The sequence below is a fragment of the Cytobacillus sp. ABV4_503 genome (assembly GCF_056158445.1).
The window spans coordinates 4,034,469-4,050,293 of sequence record NZ_JBSWTH010000001.1 but is presented as its reverse complement, the minus strand read 5'-3'; the positions used below and the strand labels follow the sequence as shown (position 1 = coordinate 4,050,293).

Below are 15,825 nucleotides of genomic sequence, written 5' to 3'. Positions count from 1 at the left end.
AAAAGGAAATACATAAGATTTCATATTTTCCTCATACAAATGCTGTTTTAGTGTCACAGCTTTTTCTTCAAAACTGTGGAATAATGTGATGTAATGAGCATTCAAGAGGAGTGAGTGAATGTATAAAAAACAGGAACGCATATTAATGTGGCTTGCTTTTACAGTGGCTATCATAATGGGGCTTTCTTTTATTGGACGTATTTTTGCAGGATAGGAAAAGGAGAATGTTAAATGGGAAATGAGGAATCTGTCTTTTTCAGCCGTGTCTTAACTGAGCTGACATTATCCTTCCACATCATTTACGCCACCATTGGTGTCGGCATCCCGCTCATGATTATGATTGCACAATGGGTGGGGATAAAAAAACAGGATGAACATTATATTTTGCTCGCCCGAAGATGGACGCGCGGTTTTGTCATTACGGTGGCTGTCGGTGTTGTTACGGGGACAGCCATCGGCCTGCAGCTATCATTGCTGTGGCCTAACTTTATGGAACTAGCAGGCAATGTCATTGCGCTGCCTTTGTTTATGGAGACTTTTGCCTTTTTCTTTGAAGCGATTTTCCTTGGGATTTATCTGTATACATGGGATCGGTTTGAGAACCAGAAAAAGCATATGCTTTTATTAATCCCAGTTGCAATAGGGGCTTCGTTTTCTGCTATTTTCATTACCATTGTAAATGCATTTATGAATGCACCGCAGGGCTTTGACATTGTGAATGGCCAGCTGGTAAATATTAACCCGATACTGGCAATGTTCACACCCGCCATGCCAACGAAGGTTACGCATGTGCTTTCAACAGCCTATATGACATCAGCGTTTGTCCTTGCATCAATAGGAGCTTTTCGCCTTCTAAAAGGATCGAATCATATCTACCATAAGAAGGCATTGCTGCTCACAATGAAAATCGGATTGATTTTCTCGATCGCTACAGCGGTAATTGGTGACTTCTCCGGAAAATACCTTGCGGAATACCAGCCTGAAAAATTGGCTGCCGCCGAGTGGCATTTTGAAACAGAAGAAGGGGCACCATTAATGCTCTATGGGGTTCTTGATGACGGAGAAGTGAAATATGCCATTAAGATTCCATATGCACTCAGCATCCTTGCGCACAGCAATCCGAATGCCGAAGTGATCGGACTTGACCAATTTGCAGAGGATGAAATTCCGCCGCTATATATCCATTACCTGTTTGACCTTATGGTGACGATTGGCATGTGGATGACGGCACTTTCGCTTTTCTACGTCTTAGGCACCTGGTTTAAAATGCGTTTTGTTTCGTCGAAGTGGTTTCGCTGGCTGATCGTTTTGGGTGGCCCTTTATCCATAATCGCAATTGAAGCGGGATGGTGGTTTGCTGAGGTTGGACGGCAGCCGTGGATTCTGAGGGGCATCATGCGTACTGAAGACGCCGCAACCTCAAGCGGTCAAGTAGACCTTATGCTTCTGCTGTTTGCAGGATTATATCTGGTGCTGGCAATTGGAAGCATTATTGTCCTCACCAGAATGTTCCGCAAAAATCCGGTCGAACAGGAATTGTCCGACCGTGAGCTGGAGAAAGAAGGTGAGCTGCGATGACGCTTGAAATCATCGGAATTTCCGTCTTATGGCTGTTTCTATTTGGATACGTCATCGTTGCCTCTATTGACTTTGGTGCAGGATTTTTCAACGCATACAGTCTATTCCGCGGAAAACAGCATATTTTAACCCGTATTATTCAGCGTTATTTATCACCGGTTTGGGAAGTTACGAATGTGTTCCTGGTGTTTTTCTTCGTAGGCATTGTCGGATTCTTTCCAAAAACAGCCTATTATTATGGAACAGTCCTGCTGGTGCCGGCAAGCATTGCAGTAGTCCTGCTGGCCATCCGCGGATCTTATTACGCTTTTACCACCTACGGCGGGCTAAGACAAAAAAAATGGACCTATCTGTATGGACTTTCAGGTCTTTTCATTCCTGCATCTCTGTCCATTGTCCTGACCATTTCAGAAGGCGGATTCGTTAGTGAAACATCATCAGGCCTGGAGCTTGACTACTGGGCATTGTTCACCAGTCCGCTGACATGGAGCATCGTCGTACTGAGTATATCAGCAGTTTTATATATATCGGCAGTATTCCTGACGTGGTATGCCAATAAAGCAACCGATGAACCGGCCACAGAGCTGCTTAGAAAATACGCTCTAATATGGGCGGTGCCTGCTATTGTAACAGCGACAGGCATTATTGTCGAACTGCGGGATCATAATCCTGAGCATTTCAGCAGATTAATGGACCTATGGTGGCTGTTTGGCATCTCATTCATCCTGTTTGCAGGGACTGTTTATCTAATATGGAAGCGTAAATTATACGGACTCGCATTTGGGCTCTTGGCAGGACAATTCTTAGTGGCGTTCTTTGCCTATGGAATCTCGCATTATCCATACCTGCTTTATCCATACCTGACTATTTATGATGGTTTTACAAACGAAGCTATGGCCATCGCTCTCATCATTGCCTTCATAGCAGGACTGGGATTGCTCCTGCCGTCCCTTTATCTGCTTCTCAGGCTATTCCTTTTCAATAAAGACTATGTCCAGGGAAAGCGGGACGATCATGCATAGGAGGGAAAAACCATGGCAGAATTTGTGATGTTTTATGCACCGTTTATTGTGATCATTGCTTCCATTGCAGCGGCTTTCTGGCTGGCTGGGAAGGACGGGCGGATAGAGGAGTAACTTGTAGACCAGCCCTTATAGGGCTGGTCTTTTTTTATTGTTAAGAAAAATTTGAATTTTTAACTTTTTCTTAACAAAGAAATCAATTGAGCATTATATTCACTCTTTATAATTGGATGAAAAGAGGAGAAGGTGATAATGCTGAAGGTAAGCTGACTGATGCAATTAACAGTCTCAATCAATATCAAAAGGTGTATGCCTGTGAATTTGAAGGCACGGAATGATGTAGGTGAAAAAATGGGATTTATTCAAACAAATATCGAATTTGCGCTGCAAAGAGAAGAATTAAGGAATCAGCTTCTTGATTATCTATTAGAAATATTGGAAAGAGAATTGATTGAGCGCGCTGGGAGCTGAAAGTTTACCTTTTCTTAAATTTATTACAATAGATTAACATGCCGTCAGGATTGTCTTTAAGGTTTAGCTAATAAAATTGCAGTAAGAAATGCTCAGGAGGGATTGCATGAGAATTGCTGTTGCCGGAACAGGTTATGTGGGATTAATTACGGGGGTTTGTTTAGCTGAAATGGGCCATCATGTGATTTGCACAGATATACGGAAAGAAAAAATTCAGCTGCTTAAAACGGGGCAATCACCTATTTTCGAACCGGGACTTGAACCAATGCTGAAAAAAAATCTCTCAAATGGCCGTTTGGCATTCACTGCAAACCCTAAAATTGCCTATAAGGATGCAGATATAATTTTTATTGCAGTTGGCACACCGGAAAATCATGACGGTACAGCAAATCTTGATTACATTCATGCTGCAGCATATGCAATTGGCACATGCATTGAAAATGAAGTTATTATCTGCACAAAGAGCACAGTCCCAGTAGGAACAAATGAAAAAATAAAAGAAATTATTCAAAGTGTAAATCCTCCGCCTTTCAAGGTAGAGGTCGTATCTAATCCTGAATTTTTGCGCGAAGGGTCTGCCATTTTAGATTTTTTCAATGGTGACCGAATAATTTTAGGAACAGAATCGAGCCGCGCAGCATTAAAGTTGGAAGAAATCTACCTTCCTCTAAATATACCAATCTATAAAACAGATACAAGAAGTGCAGAAATGATTAAATATGCTTCTAATGCCTTCCTGGCAGCAAAAATCAGTTTTATTAATGAAATTGCGGCAATATGTGAAAAAGTAGGAGCTAACATTGAAGATGTCGCATATGGGATAGGACAGGATAAACGGATTGGACCGCACTTTCTTCAAGCTGGATTAGGGTATGGTGGTTCTTGTTTCCCAAAAGATACAAAAGCTCTTGTTCAATTAGCGGGTAATATACAGCATCAATTCGAGCTCCTTGAATCGGTTATTAAAGTGAATAATCGGCAGCAGACCTTAGCTGTCCGTAAAGCCGAAAACGTATTGGGCTCCTTGGAAGGCAAAAGAGCGGCTCTTCTTGGCCTTGCATTTAAGCCGGATACAGATGATGTTCGAGGAGCAGCGTCTCTTATCATAGCCAAAAAGCTTCTGGAAGAAGGTGCCTTCGTCATCGCTTATGATCCTGCTGCGATTCCTAATGCTCGAAGTGTCTTAGGGAATACAATCGAATATACAATGGATATTAAAATAGCACTTGAAGGTGCTGACTTTGCCATTATTGCAACAGAATGGGACGAAATCAAACATCTGTCTTTGAAGGTATACGCTGAAAGAATGAAATCTCCTGTCATTATTGACGGAAGAAACTGCTACTCTCTTTCGGATGTCCGTAAACATCCATTAACCTATATTTCCATAGGAAGATCTTCTATTTTACATGACCAGATGACTAGAGTTAAAAGCAGTTAAACACACAAAGAGAGGATTAGTCATTCTGAAAATGCTCCTTGCCTTTCCTCCGTCTCTATCATGTGAATAACATTGGATATTCTTGTGGTTATTTCCAACATTTGTATTGTTCTTCGCTTTCCGTCAGGTGTGATTGGAGAAGGAGCTCTTGGTTCTATAGCTGGTATTTGAAGTTTTTATTTATTAGTTCTTTAAAGAAAAGAGCTGAAATAATGGCAAGGAGGCACATATGAAAATTGCCCTATTCACTGATACCTTTTATCCAGACATCAATGGAGTCGCCCGGACACTTAAAAGGTTCACCGATTATTTAAGTGAACAAAACATTGAGGTTAAAATTTTCGCACCTGCTAACCAGCGAGACGAGTATGTTTCCAAACATATTCACCGTTTTAAAAGCGCTTCCTTTTTCTTATACCCTGAATGCCGAGTTGCTTTTCCTAGCTATTTCCAAATTAAGGATGAATTAGAAGCGTTCAAGCCTGATATCGTACACGTTGCCACACCTTTCAATCTTGGGCTAAGCGGTGTTTATTGTTCAAAAAAACTAAACATCCCTCTTGTGGGTTCCTATCACACTGATTTTGACCAGTATCTGCAATTCTATGATCTTAAATTTCTATCAAGTATACTTTGGAAATATATGACATGGTTTTACAGTCCCTTTAAAAAAACCTTTGTTCCATCAATTGAGACCTTAAATCAATTAAAGGAGCACAGCTTCACTAATCTGGAAATCTGGCCGAGAGGTGTCGACTGTCAGCTGTTCCATCCGTACCACGATAAGCTTTCATTGCGCAAGAAATATTCAATACGAAGAAAATACCTAATAATGTATGCAGGCAGACTGGCACCTGAAAAAAATGCAGAAATTCTTATAGAGATAGCAAAAATACTCCCAACATATCTCAAAGAAAACGTTCAGTGGCTTATTGTCGGGGACGGGCCGATTCGTGGGCAACTACAGGCTAATGCCCCAAAAAATATGATGTTTACAGGCTATTTAAAAGGCAGGGAGCTCTCAGAAATTTACTCCGCATCGGATTTATTTGTCTTTCCGTCTTCAACCGAGACATTTGGAAATGTTGTTCTGGAATCGCTGGCAAGCGGAACCCCTGTTATTGGCGCGGACTCAGGAGGAGTCAAGAGCATTATTCAGGACGGGGTAACTGGTCACTTATGTCAACCGGGCAATGTTGAAGAATTCTCTGAAGCAATTATAAATATGCTGACCAATCCAAAGCATCGGACACAAATGGGATTTGAAGGAAGGGAATTCGCTTTAACACAAAAGTGGGATAGAATTTTTGAAGATCTGCTGGGACATTATGCACATGTAATTGGAGACAGCGGGGAAAAGAGATATGCATAAAGAGATTCTCATTGTTGAAGATAGTGAAGTTTTCTGAGGTTTTCGAAAAGAAATATCTAATAAAATCAACAATGCTTGGATTTTTTAACTGCCAAAGCCATCTTTCACCAAGCAAATTCGATTAGCTTAATAATATATATAACCAAAAAGCTGGCATTAGTTATTTAAAATAATATTACATTGGGATAAATTTAGCTTCTCTTTAAAATATAAGAGCAAATATTATTGCCAATAGGATAACGAATAAAATTATTACTATTTGTGAAAAAAACTGAAGTGCCATTAGAGAAAATAAAAAACTAAACGAAAAAACTCCATTATAAAGAATTTATTCCTTAACTAATTGCTTATAAATGGTCACGCAAAAGTGAAGTGACCAATTCGTGCCCCTCAATAGTAAATATAGAAAATCTGATAAAAGGCAAAGAAAAAATCAAAACGCTCAACCTCTTGTACATAAAGTGGTTGAGCGTTTTGATATTAGTATGGAGAATAGGGGGCTCGAACCCCTGACCTCAACGCTGCCAGCGTTGCGCTCTCCCAGCTGAGCTAATCCCCCGAGAAGTGGTACAAGAAAAATTATAACCACATCGGAGTTATCTTGCAAGAGGAATTATTAAAAAATTTTACTGCATGCTATCGATTTCCATGCACTGCACTCCAGGGATACTTGAAACGCTGTAATAAACATCAGTAGTTCTTCTTTTATAGTCGACGGCAACAATCAGCTGTACAAGATGCAGATGTTCATCTTCTAAATCTTTTATGCGAATATGTTTTATAGAGATATCAAGGTCTTTTACCGCTGGGATGATGTCAGCGATATTTTCTTTATCCCTTACTTTCAGCTGCAGATTGATTTCTTTTTCTCTTAAGCGTTTGGGGCCAATTATGCCCATGATAAGAGGAATTACCTCTACTGAAATAATAAGCAGCGCCACTCCTGCCATTGCTTCAATATAAAAGCCTGCTCCTACAGCAATTCCAATTCCTGCTGCCCCCCAAATTAAAGCTGCTGTTGTAAGACCCGAAATACTGTCATTTCCCCGCCTTAAAATAACGCCTGCACCCAAAAAGCCGATTCCTGATACAATCTGGGCAGCTAAACGGAGAGGATCCATCGTTATGTTGATGTCATCATTACCGGGAAACATATAAGCCGATTCTATAGACACAATAGTCAGCAGGCAGCTTACTATGGAAATAACTAAACTGGTCTTTAGGCCGACAGGCTTTCTTTTTAATTCTCTCTCCAGGCCGATTACAAGACCCAGGACTGCTGAAATACCCAGCTTCATTAATATTTCTATCTCTAAACTGCTCATAATATCTCCCGCTTTTTTAAGTATTATATATCCAAAATATGATCTTTAAAATCCTGCTAAAATAAAACCGTAGTAAAAGTTTGACTAAACGTTGTAAAATGAAATATACCCTAATTATTAGGAAACAGAAACAAGGAGAATAAAAAAATGTCAGATAAAAAAATAAACCCCTATGTTGTCCTGGCAATTGGCGTCATTTCTGTCTCTACATCAGCCATATTGGTGAAGGTATCCAGCGCTCCATCGGGAGTCATTGCTTTTTACAGATTATTATTTTCCGTTCTTTTCATGCTGCCTGTATTTCTTATAAAGTATGTTCCGGAACTTCGTCTTATTACACGGCGGGATTGGATCTATTCCATCATTGCCGGTGTGTTTCTTGCATTCCATTTTATTCTCTGGTTTGAGTCACTGAACTACACCTCTGTAGCCAGTTCCACAGTCCTTGTGACTCTCCAGCCCTTATTTGCATTTGCAGGCACATATCTCTTTTTTAAAGAAAAGTTTACCTGGAAAGCCATTTTAAGCGGGTTTCTGGCAATTGCGGGCAGTGTTATTATCAGCTGGGGAGATTTTCAAATCAGCGGGACTGCTTTGTTCGGGGATATACTTGCAATCATTGCCTGCGCCCTGGTAACGGCTTACTTAATGTTTGGCCAAACAGTCAGAAAAAGACTATCGCTCGTTACTTACACCTTTGTTGTTTATAGTATAAGCACTATTACATTGTTTTTTTACGTGTTAATCGTCGAAGAACCTTTACTCCCATATGGAACCAGTGATTGGGTATATTTTATCTTGCTTGCTCTTGTTCCCACTCTGCTCGGACATACATTATTCAATTGGTCAATAAAGTGGCTAAGCACTTCAACCATTTCTATGGCCATCTTATTTGAGCCAGTTGGTGCTGCTGTTTTAGCATATTATTTACTTCAGGAGTCTATTTTATGGACGCAAGTTCTTGGGGGAACAATTGTAATTGGAGGAATAACTCTCTTCTTATTAGATGAGAGAAGGATTCGAATGAAAGAATTAAAGAAAAAAACAGCGGCTTCCGGATAAATAGATGAGTAATATATTTTGAAGTATATAAGAGAAAAATCTCCCTGGGAATGGGGAGATTTTTTTTATCTAAATACATAGGTCAGAGCAGAAAAAATAAATGCAGCTGTAACAGAAAAGATGAAGGTGCCTCCATAGACCTCTTCATCTGAATTTGCAATTTTAATCCCCTCTGCATAGGCATAGGCAAACAAAAATATGGCCATGATTACAGATAGATATAGGGCAGCGGTTTCCAGTGTCATTCACACCTTCCGTTTAAAGTAGAGTTAATAGATTTTATGAAAAATAACCAAAACTATTACTATATCTTTATATTGTTATTATTTAAAACTTGTTTTCTCACTCCCGTGACGGCTAATCAATAAATTATGTATAAATTTAATTATTGTTAAAAGAAGCTTATAAAAGTGTGGAAAGCTGAACAAAGTTATTCACACGATGTGGATAACTTTGTTGACAACTGAATTAATAAGTGTTTAGTGGTGGATAAGTTTGTGGGTATATGAAATGAAGGTTTCGAAAAATATGTTAATGATATAATGAATTTTCTAGAGTTCAGGTGAAATGCGTATAAATTTGATGTTAAGAAAATGCACATTTTATGAGATCTGGCTACAATGAATAAAGTTTTCGTAAAGGTACCGTCTTTAAATTGATTTCAAAACAACAATTTAATAGAGAAGAGATTTATAATAATATGCACTGAAAATATAAAGATAAACATTTTTAAAAATTATATTGCAAACATTTAATAAGTCATGGTATATTAATTCTTGTCCTCAACAAGGCATGTTAAACAAAGAAAAAAGATTTTAAAAAAATGTTGACTTGCTAAGGGATAACATGTTATATTGATAAAGTCGCTTCTGAGCGATAAGGTAAAATATAACAAAAAGAAATTGATCTTTGAAAACTGAACGAACAAAAACGTCAACGTTAATTCTTTAGTCTTTTTTGAAAAGACAACTTATGAGCTTAATCAACTCTTATATGGAGAGTTTGATCCTGGCTCAGGACGAACGCTGGCGGCGTGCCTAATACATGCAAGTCGAGCGGACAGATGGGAGCTTGCTCCCTGAAGTCAGCGGCGGACGGGTGAGTAACACGTGGGCAACCTGCCTGTAAGACTGGGATAACTCCGGGAAACCGGGGCTAATACCGGATGATTCTTTCCCTCACATGAGGGAAAGCTGAAAGATGGTTTCGGCTATCACTTACAGATGGGCCCGCGGCGCATTAGCTAGTTGGTGAGGTAACGGCTCACCAAGGCGACGATGCGTAGCCGACCTGAGAGGGTGATCGGCCACACTGGGACTGAGACACGGCCCAGACTCCTACGGGAGGCAGCAGTAGGGAATCTTCCGCAATGGACGAAAGTCTGACGGAGCAACGCCGCGTGAGTGATGAAGGTTTTCGGATCGTAAAACTCTGTTGTTAGGGAAGAACAAGTACCGGAGTAACTGCCGGTACCTTGACGGTACCTAACCAGAAAGCCACGGCTAACTACGTGCCAGCAGCCGCGGTAATACGTAGGTGGCAAGCGTTGTCCGGAATTATTGGGCGTAAAGCGCGCGCAGGCGGTTCCTTAAGTCTGATGTGAAAGCCCCCGGCTCAACCGGGGAGGGTCATTGGAAACTGGGGAACTTGAGTGCAGAAGAGAAGAGTGGAATTCCACGTGTAGCGGTGAAATGCGTAGAGATGTGGAGGAACACCAGTGGCGAAGGCGACTCTTTGGTCTGTAACTGACGCTGAGGCGCGAAAGCGTGGGGAGCAAACAGGATTAGATACCCTGGTAGTCCACGCCGTAAACGATGAGTGCTAAGTGTTAGAGGGTTTCCGCCCTTTAGTGCTGCAGCAAACGCATTAAGCACTCCGCCTGGGGAGTACGGCCGCAAGGCTGAAACTCAAAGGAATTGACGGGGGCCCGCACAAGCGGTGGAGCATGTGGTTTAATTCGAAGCAACGCGAAGAACCTTACCAGGTCTTGACATCTCCTGACAACCCTAGAGATAGGGCGTTCCCCTTCGGGGGACAGGATGACAGGTGGTGCATGGTTGTCGTCAGCTCGTGTCGTGAGATGTTGGGTTAAGTCCCGCAACGAGCGCAACCCTTGATCTTAGTTGCCAGCATTCAGTTGGGCACTCTAAGGTGACTGCCGGTGACAAACCGGAGGAAGGTGGGGATGACGTCAAATCATCATGCCCCTTATGACCTGGGCTACACACGTGCTACAATGGATGGTACAAAGGGCTGCGAGACCGCGAGGTTAAGCGAATCCCATAAAACCATTCTCAGTTCGGATTGCAGGCTGCAACTCGCCTGCATGAAGCCGGAATCGCTAGTAATCGCGGATCAGCATGCCGCGGTGAATACGTTCCCGGGCCTTGTACACACCGCCCGTCACACCACGAGAGTTTGTAACACCCGAAGTCGGTGGGGTAACCTTTTGGAGCCAGCCGCCTAAGGTGGGACAGATGATTGGGGTGAAGTCGTAACAAGGTAGCCGTATCGGAAGGTGCGGCTGGATCACCTCCTTTCTAAGGATATTTACATGAAACGTGACGTGTTTTGTTCGTTCAGTTTTGAGAGTTCAATCTCTCAATGAAAGAGTCGTTCTTTGAAAACTAGATAATGTTAATGAAGAAGCAATAACCGAGTAATCGCCATTTTAGTCAATTCTCTCTATGTTAAATAGAGTTAAAAACCTTTGATCTTGTTCATCTTCGATGAACACGTCAAATACGGTTAAGTTAGAAAGGGCGCACGGTGAATGCCTTGGCACTAGGAGCCGATGAAGGACGGTACTAACACCGATATGCTTCGGGGAGCTGTAAGTAAGCTTTGATCCGGAGATTTCCGAATGGGGAAACCCCCTATCCGTAATGGGATAGGATCTTTACCTGAATACATAGGGTATTGAAGGCAGACCCGGGGAACTGAAACATCTAAGTACCCGGAGGAAGAGAAAGCAAACGCGATTCCCTGAGTAGCGGCGAGCGAAACGGGATTAGCCCAAACCAGGAGGCTTGCCTCCTGGGGTTGTAGGACACTCTACACGGAGTTACAAAGGAACGAGGTAAATGAACAGGTCTGGAAAGGCCGGCCAGAGAAGGTAAAAGCCCTGTAGTTGAAACTTCGTTCCCTCCAGAGTGGATCCTGAGTACGGCGGGACACGAGAAATCCCGTCGGAAGCAGGGAGGACCATCTCCCAAGGCTAAATACTCCCTAGTGACCGATAGTGAACCAGTACCGTGAGGGAAAGGTGAAAAGCACCCCGGAAGGGGAGTGAAAGAGATCCTGAAACCGTGTGCCTACAAGTAGTTAGAGCCCGTTAATGGGTGATAGCGTGCCTTTTGTAGAATGAACCGGCGAGTTACGATTACATGCGAGGTTAAGTTGAAGAGACGGAGCCGCAGCGAAAGCGAGTCTGAATAGGGCGAATGAGTATGTGGTCGTAGACCCGAAACCAGGTGATCTACCCATGTCCAGGGTGAAGTCCAGGTAACACTGGATGGAGGCCCGAACCCACGCACGTTGAAAAGTGCGGGGATGAGGTGTGGGTAGCGGAGAAATTCCAATCGAACTTGGAGATAGCTGGTTCTCTCCGAAATAGCTTTAGGGCTAGCCTCATGTAGTAAGAGTCTTGGAGGTAGAGCACTGTTTGGACTAGGGGCCCCCATCGGGTTACCGAATTCAGACAAACTCCGAATGCCAAAGACTTATCCATGGGAGTCAGACTGCGAGTGATAAGATCCGTAGTCAAGAGGGAAACAGCCCAGACCACCAGCTAAGGTCCCAAAGTATACGTTAAGTGGAAAAGGATGTGGAGTTGCTTAGACAACCAGGATGTTGGCTTAGAAGCAGCCACCATTTAAAGAGTGCGTAATAGCTCACTGGTCGAGTGACTCCGCGCCGAAAATGTACCGGGGCTAAACGTATCACCGAAGCTGTGGATTGACATCTTTCGATGTCAGTGGTAGGAGAGCGTTCTAAGGGCGTTGAAGCCAGACCGCAAGGACTGGTGGAGCGCTTAGAAGTGAGAATGCCGGTATGAGTAGCGAAAGATGGGTGAGAATCCCATCCACCGAATGCCTAAGGTTTCCTGAGGAAGGCTCGTCCGCTCAGGGTTAGTCGGGACCTAAGCCGAGGCTGAAAAGCGTAGGCGATGGACAACAGGTTGATATTCCTGTACCACCTCTTTACCGTTTGAGCAATGGGGGGACGCAGGAGGATAGGGTAAGCGCGCTGCTGGATTAGCGCGTCCAAGCAGTTAGGCCGGTAACGAGGCAAATCCCGTTACCACACAGGCTGAGCTGTGACGGCGAGGGAAATTTAGTACCGAAGTTCCTGATTCCACACTGCCAAGAAAAGCCTCTAGCGAGGGAAAAGGTGCCCGTACCGCAAACCGACACAGGTAGGCGAGGAGAGAATCCTAAGGTGAGCGAGAGAACTCTCGTTAAGGAACTCGGCAAAATGACCCCGTAACTTCGGGAGAAGGGGTGCTCATTAGGGTGCATAGCCCTGATGAGCCGCAGTGAATAGGCCCAGGCGACTGTTTAGCAAAAACACAGGTCTCTGCGAAGCCGCAAGGCGAAGTATAGGGGCTGACGCCTGCCCGGTGCTGGAAGGTTAAGAGGAGAGGTTAGCGCAAGCGAAGCTTTGAATCGAAGCCCCAGTAAACGGCGGCCGTAACTATAACGGTCCTAAGGTAGCGAAATTCCTTGTCGGGTAAGTTCCGACCCGCACGAAAGGCGTAACGATCTGGGCACTGTCTCAACGAGAGACTCGGTGAAATTATAGTACCTGTGAAGATGCAGGTTACCCGCGACAGGACGGAAAGACCCCGTGGAGCTTTACTGTAGCCTGATATTGAATTTTGGTACAGCTTGTACAGGATAGGTAGGAGCCTGAGAAGCCGGAGCGCCAGCTTCGGTGGAGGCGTCGGTGGGATACTACCCTGGCTGTATTGAAATTCTAACCCGCGCCCCTGATCGGGGCGGGAGACAGTGTCAGGTGGGCAGTTTGACTGGGGCGGTCGCCTCCTAAAAAGTAACGGAGGCGCCCAAAGGTTCCCTCAGAATGGTTGGAAATCATTCGCAGAGTGTAAAGGCACAAGGGAGCTTGACTGCGAGACCTACAAGTCGAGCAGGGACGAAAGTCGGGCTTAGTGATCCGGTGGTTCCGCATGGAAGGGCCATCGCTCAACGGATAAAAGCTACCCCGGGGATAACAGGCTTATCTCCCCCAAGAGTCCACATCGACGGGGAGGTTTGGCACCTCGATGTCGGCTCATCGCATCCTGGGGCTGTAGTCGGTCCCAAGGGTTGGGCTGTTCGCCCATTAAAGCGGTACGCGAGCTGGGTTCAGAACGTCGTGAGACAGTTCGGTCCCTATCCGTCGTGGGCGCAGGAAATTTGAGAGGAGCTGTCCTTAGTACGAGAGGACCGGGATGGACGCACCGCTGGTGTACCAGTTGTCTTGCCAAAGGCATCGCTGGGTAGCTATGTGCGGAAGGGATAAGTGCTGAAAGCATCTAAGCATGAAGCCCCCCTCGAGATGAGATTTCCCATAGCGTCAAGCTAGTAAGATCCCTGAAAGATGATCAGGTTGATAGGTCAGAGGTGGAAGCGTGGCGACATGTGGAGCTGACTGATACTAATCGATCGAGGACTTAACCAAAACGAAAAGCGGAGGCGACTGTTCAACTTCGAGAGACGTTGGAGAGCCGGCCATTCAAATCCTGGTTTTGGGATTTGGAGGGACGGATCGAAACGGCCGAGAAGTTAGGAGCCGAAGCTAGACAAGTCATTGGTGAATACTCGGAAAACTTCTTCATGCATTATCTAGTTTTGAGGGAATGAAAAATATGAAATTTCCTCTTGAAAAATCCTAAAAAGACGGTATAATAAAACTTGTCTTTGAAAAATAGTCTGGTGGCGATAGCGAGAAGGTCACACCCGTTCCCATACCGAACACGGAAGTTAAGCTTCTCAGCGCCGATGGTAGTTAGGGGCTGTCCCCTTGTGAGAGTAGGACGCTGCCGGGCGTTAATAATGGAGGATTAGCTCAGCTGGGAGAGCATCTGCCTTACAAGCAGAGGGTCGGCGGTTCGATCCCGTCATCCTCCACCATCAATTTAATTATACAAGCTGCCGGTGTAGCTCAATTGGTAGAGCAACTGACTTGTAATCAGTAGGTTGGGGGTTCAAGTCCTCTCGCCGGCACCACTTTAGCGAGCCATTAGCTCAGTCGGTAGAGCAGATTGCAGCACCAGTGAATTACTTCACCCGAATAGCAATCTGTGACAAAGCGTTTAGCTTTGGAACATCTGACTGCACATTTCAGGCTTTAGGAAGTCTCATAAAATATGAGCCATTAGCTCAGTCGGTAGAGCATCTGACTTTTAATCAGAGGGTCGAAGGTTCGAGTCCTTCATGGCTCACCATTTTAATTTAATATTGCGGGTGTGGCGGAATTGGCAGACGCACCAGACTTAGGATCTGGCGCCGCAAGGCGTGGGGGTTCGACTCCCTTCACCCGCACCATTCTTTAAGCGGAAGTAGTTCAGTGGTAGAACATCACCTTGCCAAGGTGGGGGTCGCGGGTTCGAATCCCGTCTTCCGCTCCATTTTTTGCCGGGGTGGCGGAACTGGCAGACGCACAGGACTTAAAATCCTGCGGTAGGTGACTACCGTACCGGTTCGATTCCGGTCCTCGGCACCAGAAGAATTTAATAATGCGCCCGTAGCTCAATTGGATAGAGCGTTTGACTACGGATCAAAAGGTTAGGGGTTCGACTCCTCTCGGGCGCGCCATTATTAACGGGGAGTAGCTCAGCTTGGTAGAGCACTTGGTTTGGGACCAAGGGGTCGCAGGTTCGAATCCTGTCTTCCCGACCATTTATTATTGGGGCCTTAGCTCAGCTGGGAGAGCGCCTGCTTTGCACGCAGGAGGTCAGCGGTTCGATCCCGCTAGGCTCCACCATTATTATTTTAACATTTCGGCGGTGTAGCTCAGCTGGCTAGAGCGTACGGTTCATACCCGTGAGGTCGGGGGTTCGATCCCCTCCGCCGCTACCATTTAATTAAACAATGCTGGACCTTTAGCTCAGCTGGTTAGAGCAGACGGCTCATAACCGTCCGGTCGTAGGTTCGAGTCCTACAAGGTCCACCACTTTCATTTATACGGAGGAATACCCAAGTCCGGCTGAAGGGATCGGTCTTGAAAACCGACAGGCGGGTCAAACCGCGCAGGGGTTCGAATCCCCTTTCCTCCTCCATATTTTTAATAATACTATCGCGGGGTGGAGCAGTCCGGTAGCTCGTCGGGCTCATAACCCGAAGGTCGCAGGTTCAAATCCTGCCCCCGCAATCTGGTCCGGTAGTTCAGTTGGTTAGAATGCCTGCCTGTCACGCAGGAGGTCGCGGGTTCGAGTCCCGTCCGGACCGCCATTTTTATAAAATAAACAATATACGGCTCAGTAGCTCAGTCGGTAGAGCAAAGGACTGAAAATCCTTGTGTCGGCGGTTCGATTCCGTCCTGAGCCACCAT

General features: G+C 44.7%; 9 protein-coding genes, 16 tRNA genes and 3 rRNA genes. 25 read left to right on the top strand and 3 right to left on the bottom strand.

Annotated features, from left to right (window positions below; genetic code table 11):
* The first annotated feature begins 231 nt into the window (after nucleotides 1-231).
* The 6 genes from ACXAD1_RS20385 (at nucleotide 232) to ACXAD1_RS20360 (ending at nucleotide 5,884) form a co-directional block, all read left to right on the top strand.
* Nucleotides 232-1,578: a cytochrome ubiquinol oxidase subunit I gene (locus ACXAD1_RS20385; RefSeq protein ID WP_206846163.1), complete on the top strand. Its 1,347-nt coding sequence runs from the start codon at nucleotides 232-234 to the stop codon at nucleotides 1,576-1,578.
* Nucleotides 1,575-2,600: a cytochrome d ubiquinol oxidase subunit II gene (locus ACXAD1_RS20380; RefSeq protein ID WP_370225221.1), complete on the top strand. Its 1,026-nt coding sequence runs from the start codon at nucleotides 1,575-1,577 to the stop codon at nucleotides 2,598-2,600. The genes ACXAD1_RS20385 and ACXAD1_RS20380 overlap by 4 nt, the downstream gene beginning before the upstream one ends.
* A gap of 12 nt (nucleotides 2,601-2,612) precedes the next feature.
* The gene (gene cydS / locus ACXAD1_RS20375; protein WP_414635288.1) at nucleotides 2,613-2,714 is read left to right on the top strand and encodes a cytochrome bd oxidase small subunit CydS family protein; all 102 of its coding nucleotides are present in this window, start codon (nucleotides 2,613-2,615) and stop codon (nucleotides 2,712-2,714) included.
* 201 nt (nucleotides 2,715-2,915) lie between these two features.
* Entirely contained in the window at nucleotides 2,916-3,071 is a 156-nt protein-coding gene (locus ACXAD1_RS20370; RefSeq protein ID WP_206846157.1) for a hypothetical protein, read from the top strand.
* Nucleotides 3,072-3,177: 106 nt separating this feature from the next.
* Complete coding sequence (locus ACXAD1_RS20365; RefSeq protein WP_474910850.1) at nucleotides 3,178-4,512, top strand: UDP-glucose dehydrogenase family protein; 1,335 nt, start codon at nucleotides 3,178-3,180, stop codon at nucleotides 4,510-4,512.
* A 229-nt stretch (nucleotides 4,513-4,741) separates the two neighbouring features.
* On the top strand, nucleotides 4,742-5,884 hold the full coding sequence (locus tag ACXAD1_RS20360; protein WP_474910849.1) for a glycosyltransferase family 4 protein: 1,143 nt from the start codon (nucleotides 4,742-4,744) through the stop codon (nucleotides 5,882-5,884).
* Nucleotides 5,885-6,370: 486 nt separating this feature from the next.
* Here the strand turns inward: ACXAD1_RS20360 and ACXAD1_RS20355 are convergent.
* Nucleotides 6,371-6,443: transfer RNA gene (locus ACXAD1_RS20355), tRNA-Ala, on the bottom strand.
* 67 nt (nucleotides 6,444-6,510) lie between these two features.
* Nucleotides 6,511-7,209 (bottom strand): MgtC/SapB family protein, encoded by a 699-nt coding sequence (locus ACXAD1_RS20350; RefSeq protein ID WP_206846152.1) that lies wholly within the window; start codon nucleotides 7,207-7,209, stop codon nucleotides 6,511-6,513.
* Between the two features lie 147 nt (nucleotides 7,210-7,356).
* Between ACXAD1_RS20350 and ACXAD1_RS20345 the strand changes: the two genes are divergently transcribed.
* A complete protein-coding gene (locus tag ACXAD1_RS20345) occupies nucleotides 7,357-8,271 on the top strand; it encodes a DMT family transporter (RefSeq protein WP_474910848.1) in 915 nt (304 codons plus the stop codon).
* Nucleotides 8,272-8,336: 65 nt separating this feature from the next.
* On the opposite strand, the gene ACXAD1_RS20340 is transcribed toward ACXAD1_RS20345, so the two are convergent.
* Complete coding sequence (locus ACXAD1_RS20340) at nucleotides 8,337-8,516, bottom strand: hypothetical protein (protein WP_206846148.1); 180 nt, start codon at nucleotides 8,514-8,516, stop codon at nucleotides 8,337-8,339.
* 745 nt (nucleotides 8,517-9,261) lie between these two features.
* Here ACXAD1_RS20340 and ACXAD1_RS20335 point away from each other — a divergent pair.
* From ACXAD1_RS20335 to ACXAD1_RS20250, 18 genes are all read left to right on the top strand, one after another.
* Nucleotides 9,262-10,811 (top strand): 16S ribosomal RNA (locus tag ACXAD1_RS20335).
* Between the two features lie 206 nt (nucleotides 10,812-11,017).
* Nucleotides 11,018-13,953: ribosomal RNA gene (locus tag ACXAD1_RS20330) — 23S ribosomal RNA — on the top strand.
* A gap of 250 nt (nucleotides 13,954-14,203) precedes the next feature.
* Nucleotides 14,204-14,320: ribosomal RNA gene (rrf, locus tag ACXAD1_RS20325) — 5S ribosomal RNA — on the top strand.
* Together the 16S, 23S and 5S rRNA genes with 15 tRNA genes alongside form the textbook arrangement of a ribosomal RNA operon.
* Nucleotides 14,321-14,329: 9 nt before the next feature.
* A tRNA-Val gene (locus ACXAD1_RS20320) sits at nucleotides 14,330-14,405 on the top strand.
* Nucleotides 14,406-14,425: 20 nt separating this feature from the next.
* Nucleotides 14,426-14,501 (top strand) — tRNA-Thr (locus ACXAD1_RS20315).
* A 142-nt stretch (nucleotides 14,502-14,643) separates the two neighbouring features.
* Nucleotides 14,644-14,719, top strand: a tRNA-Lys gene (locus ACXAD1_RS20310).
* Nucleotides 14,720-14,734: 15 nt separating this feature from the next.
* Nucleotides 14,735-14,819: transfer RNA gene (locus ACXAD1_RS20305), tRNA-Leu, on the top strand.
* An 8-nt stretch (nucleotides 14,820-14,827) separates the two neighbouring features.
* Nucleotides 14,828-14,902: transfer RNA gene (locus ACXAD1_RS20300), tRNA-Gly, on the top strand.
* Nucleotides 14,903-14,908: 6 nt separating this feature from the next.
* Nucleotides 14,909-14,997: transfer RNA gene (locus ACXAD1_RS20295), tRNA-Leu, on the top strand.
* A 15-nt stretch (nucleotides 14,998-15,012) separates the two neighbouring features.
* Nucleotides 15,013-15,089, top strand: a tRNA-Arg gene (locus ACXAD1_RS20290).
* A gap of 7 nt (nucleotides 15,090-15,096) precedes the next feature.
* Nucleotides 15,097-15,173 (top strand) — tRNA-Pro (locus ACXAD1_RS20285).
* A 9-nt stretch (nucleotides 15,174-15,182) separates the two neighbouring features.
* A tRNA-Ala gene (locus ACXAD1_RS20280) sits at nucleotides 15,183-15,258 on the top strand.
* An 18-nt stretch (nucleotides 15,259-15,276) separates the two neighbouring features.
* Nucleotides 15,277-15,353 (top strand) — tRNA-Met (locus ACXAD1_RS20275).
* 17 nt (nucleotides 15,354-15,370) lie between these two features.
* Nucleotides 15,371-15,447, top strand: a tRNA-Ile gene (locus tag ACXAD1_RS20270).
* Nucleotides 15,448-15,460: 13 nt separating this feature from the next.
* Nucleotides 15,461-15,553, top strand: a tRNA-Ser gene (locus tag ACXAD1_RS20265).
* An 18-nt stretch (nucleotides 15,554-15,571) separates the two neighbouring features.
* Nucleotides 15,572-15,645: transfer RNA gene (locus ACXAD1_RS20260), tRNA-Met, on the top strand.
* A gap of 3 nt (nucleotides 15,646-15,648) precedes the next feature.
* Nucleotides 15,649-15,725, top strand: a tRNA-Asp gene (locus tag ACXAD1_RS20255).
* A 23-nt stretch (nucleotides 15,726-15,748) separates the two neighbouring features.
* Nucleotides 15,749-15,824 (top strand) — tRNA-Phe (locus tag ACXAD1_RS20250).
* Nucleotide 15,825: the final 1 nt, after the last annotated feature.

Coding starts and splice junctions, on each gene's coding strand:
- ACXAD1_RS20385 (WP_206846163.1), top strand. CDS start 232: ATGGGAAATGAGGAATCTGTCTTTTTCAGCCGTGTCTTAACTGAGCTG.
- ACXAD1_RS20380 (WP_370225221.1), top strand. CDS start 1,575: ATGACGCTTGAAATCATCGGAATTTCCGTCTTATGGCTGTTTCTATTT.
- cydS (WP_414635288.1), top strand. CDS start 2,613: ATGGCAGAATTTGTGATGTTTTATGCACCGTTTATTGTGATCATTGCT.
- ACXAD1_RS20365 (WP_474910850.1), top strand. CDS start 3,178: ATGAGAATTGCTGTTGCCGGAACAGGTTATGTGGGATTAATTACGGGG.
- ACXAD1_RS20360 (WP_474910849.1), top strand. CDS start 4,742: ATGAAAATTGCCCTATTCACTGATACCTTTTATCCAGACATCAATGGA.
- ACXAD1_RS20350 (WP_206846152.1), bottom strand. CDS start 7,209: ATGAGCAGTTTAGAGATAGAAATATTAATGAAGCTGGGTATTTCAGCA.
- ACXAD1_RS20345 (WP_474910848.1), top strand. CDS start 7,357: ATGTCAGATAAAAAAATAAACCCCTATGTTGTCCTGGCAATTGGCGTC.
- ACXAD1_RS20340 (WP_206846148.1), bottom strand. CDS start 8,516: ATGACACTGGAAACCGCTGCCCTATATCTATCTGTAATCATGGCCATA.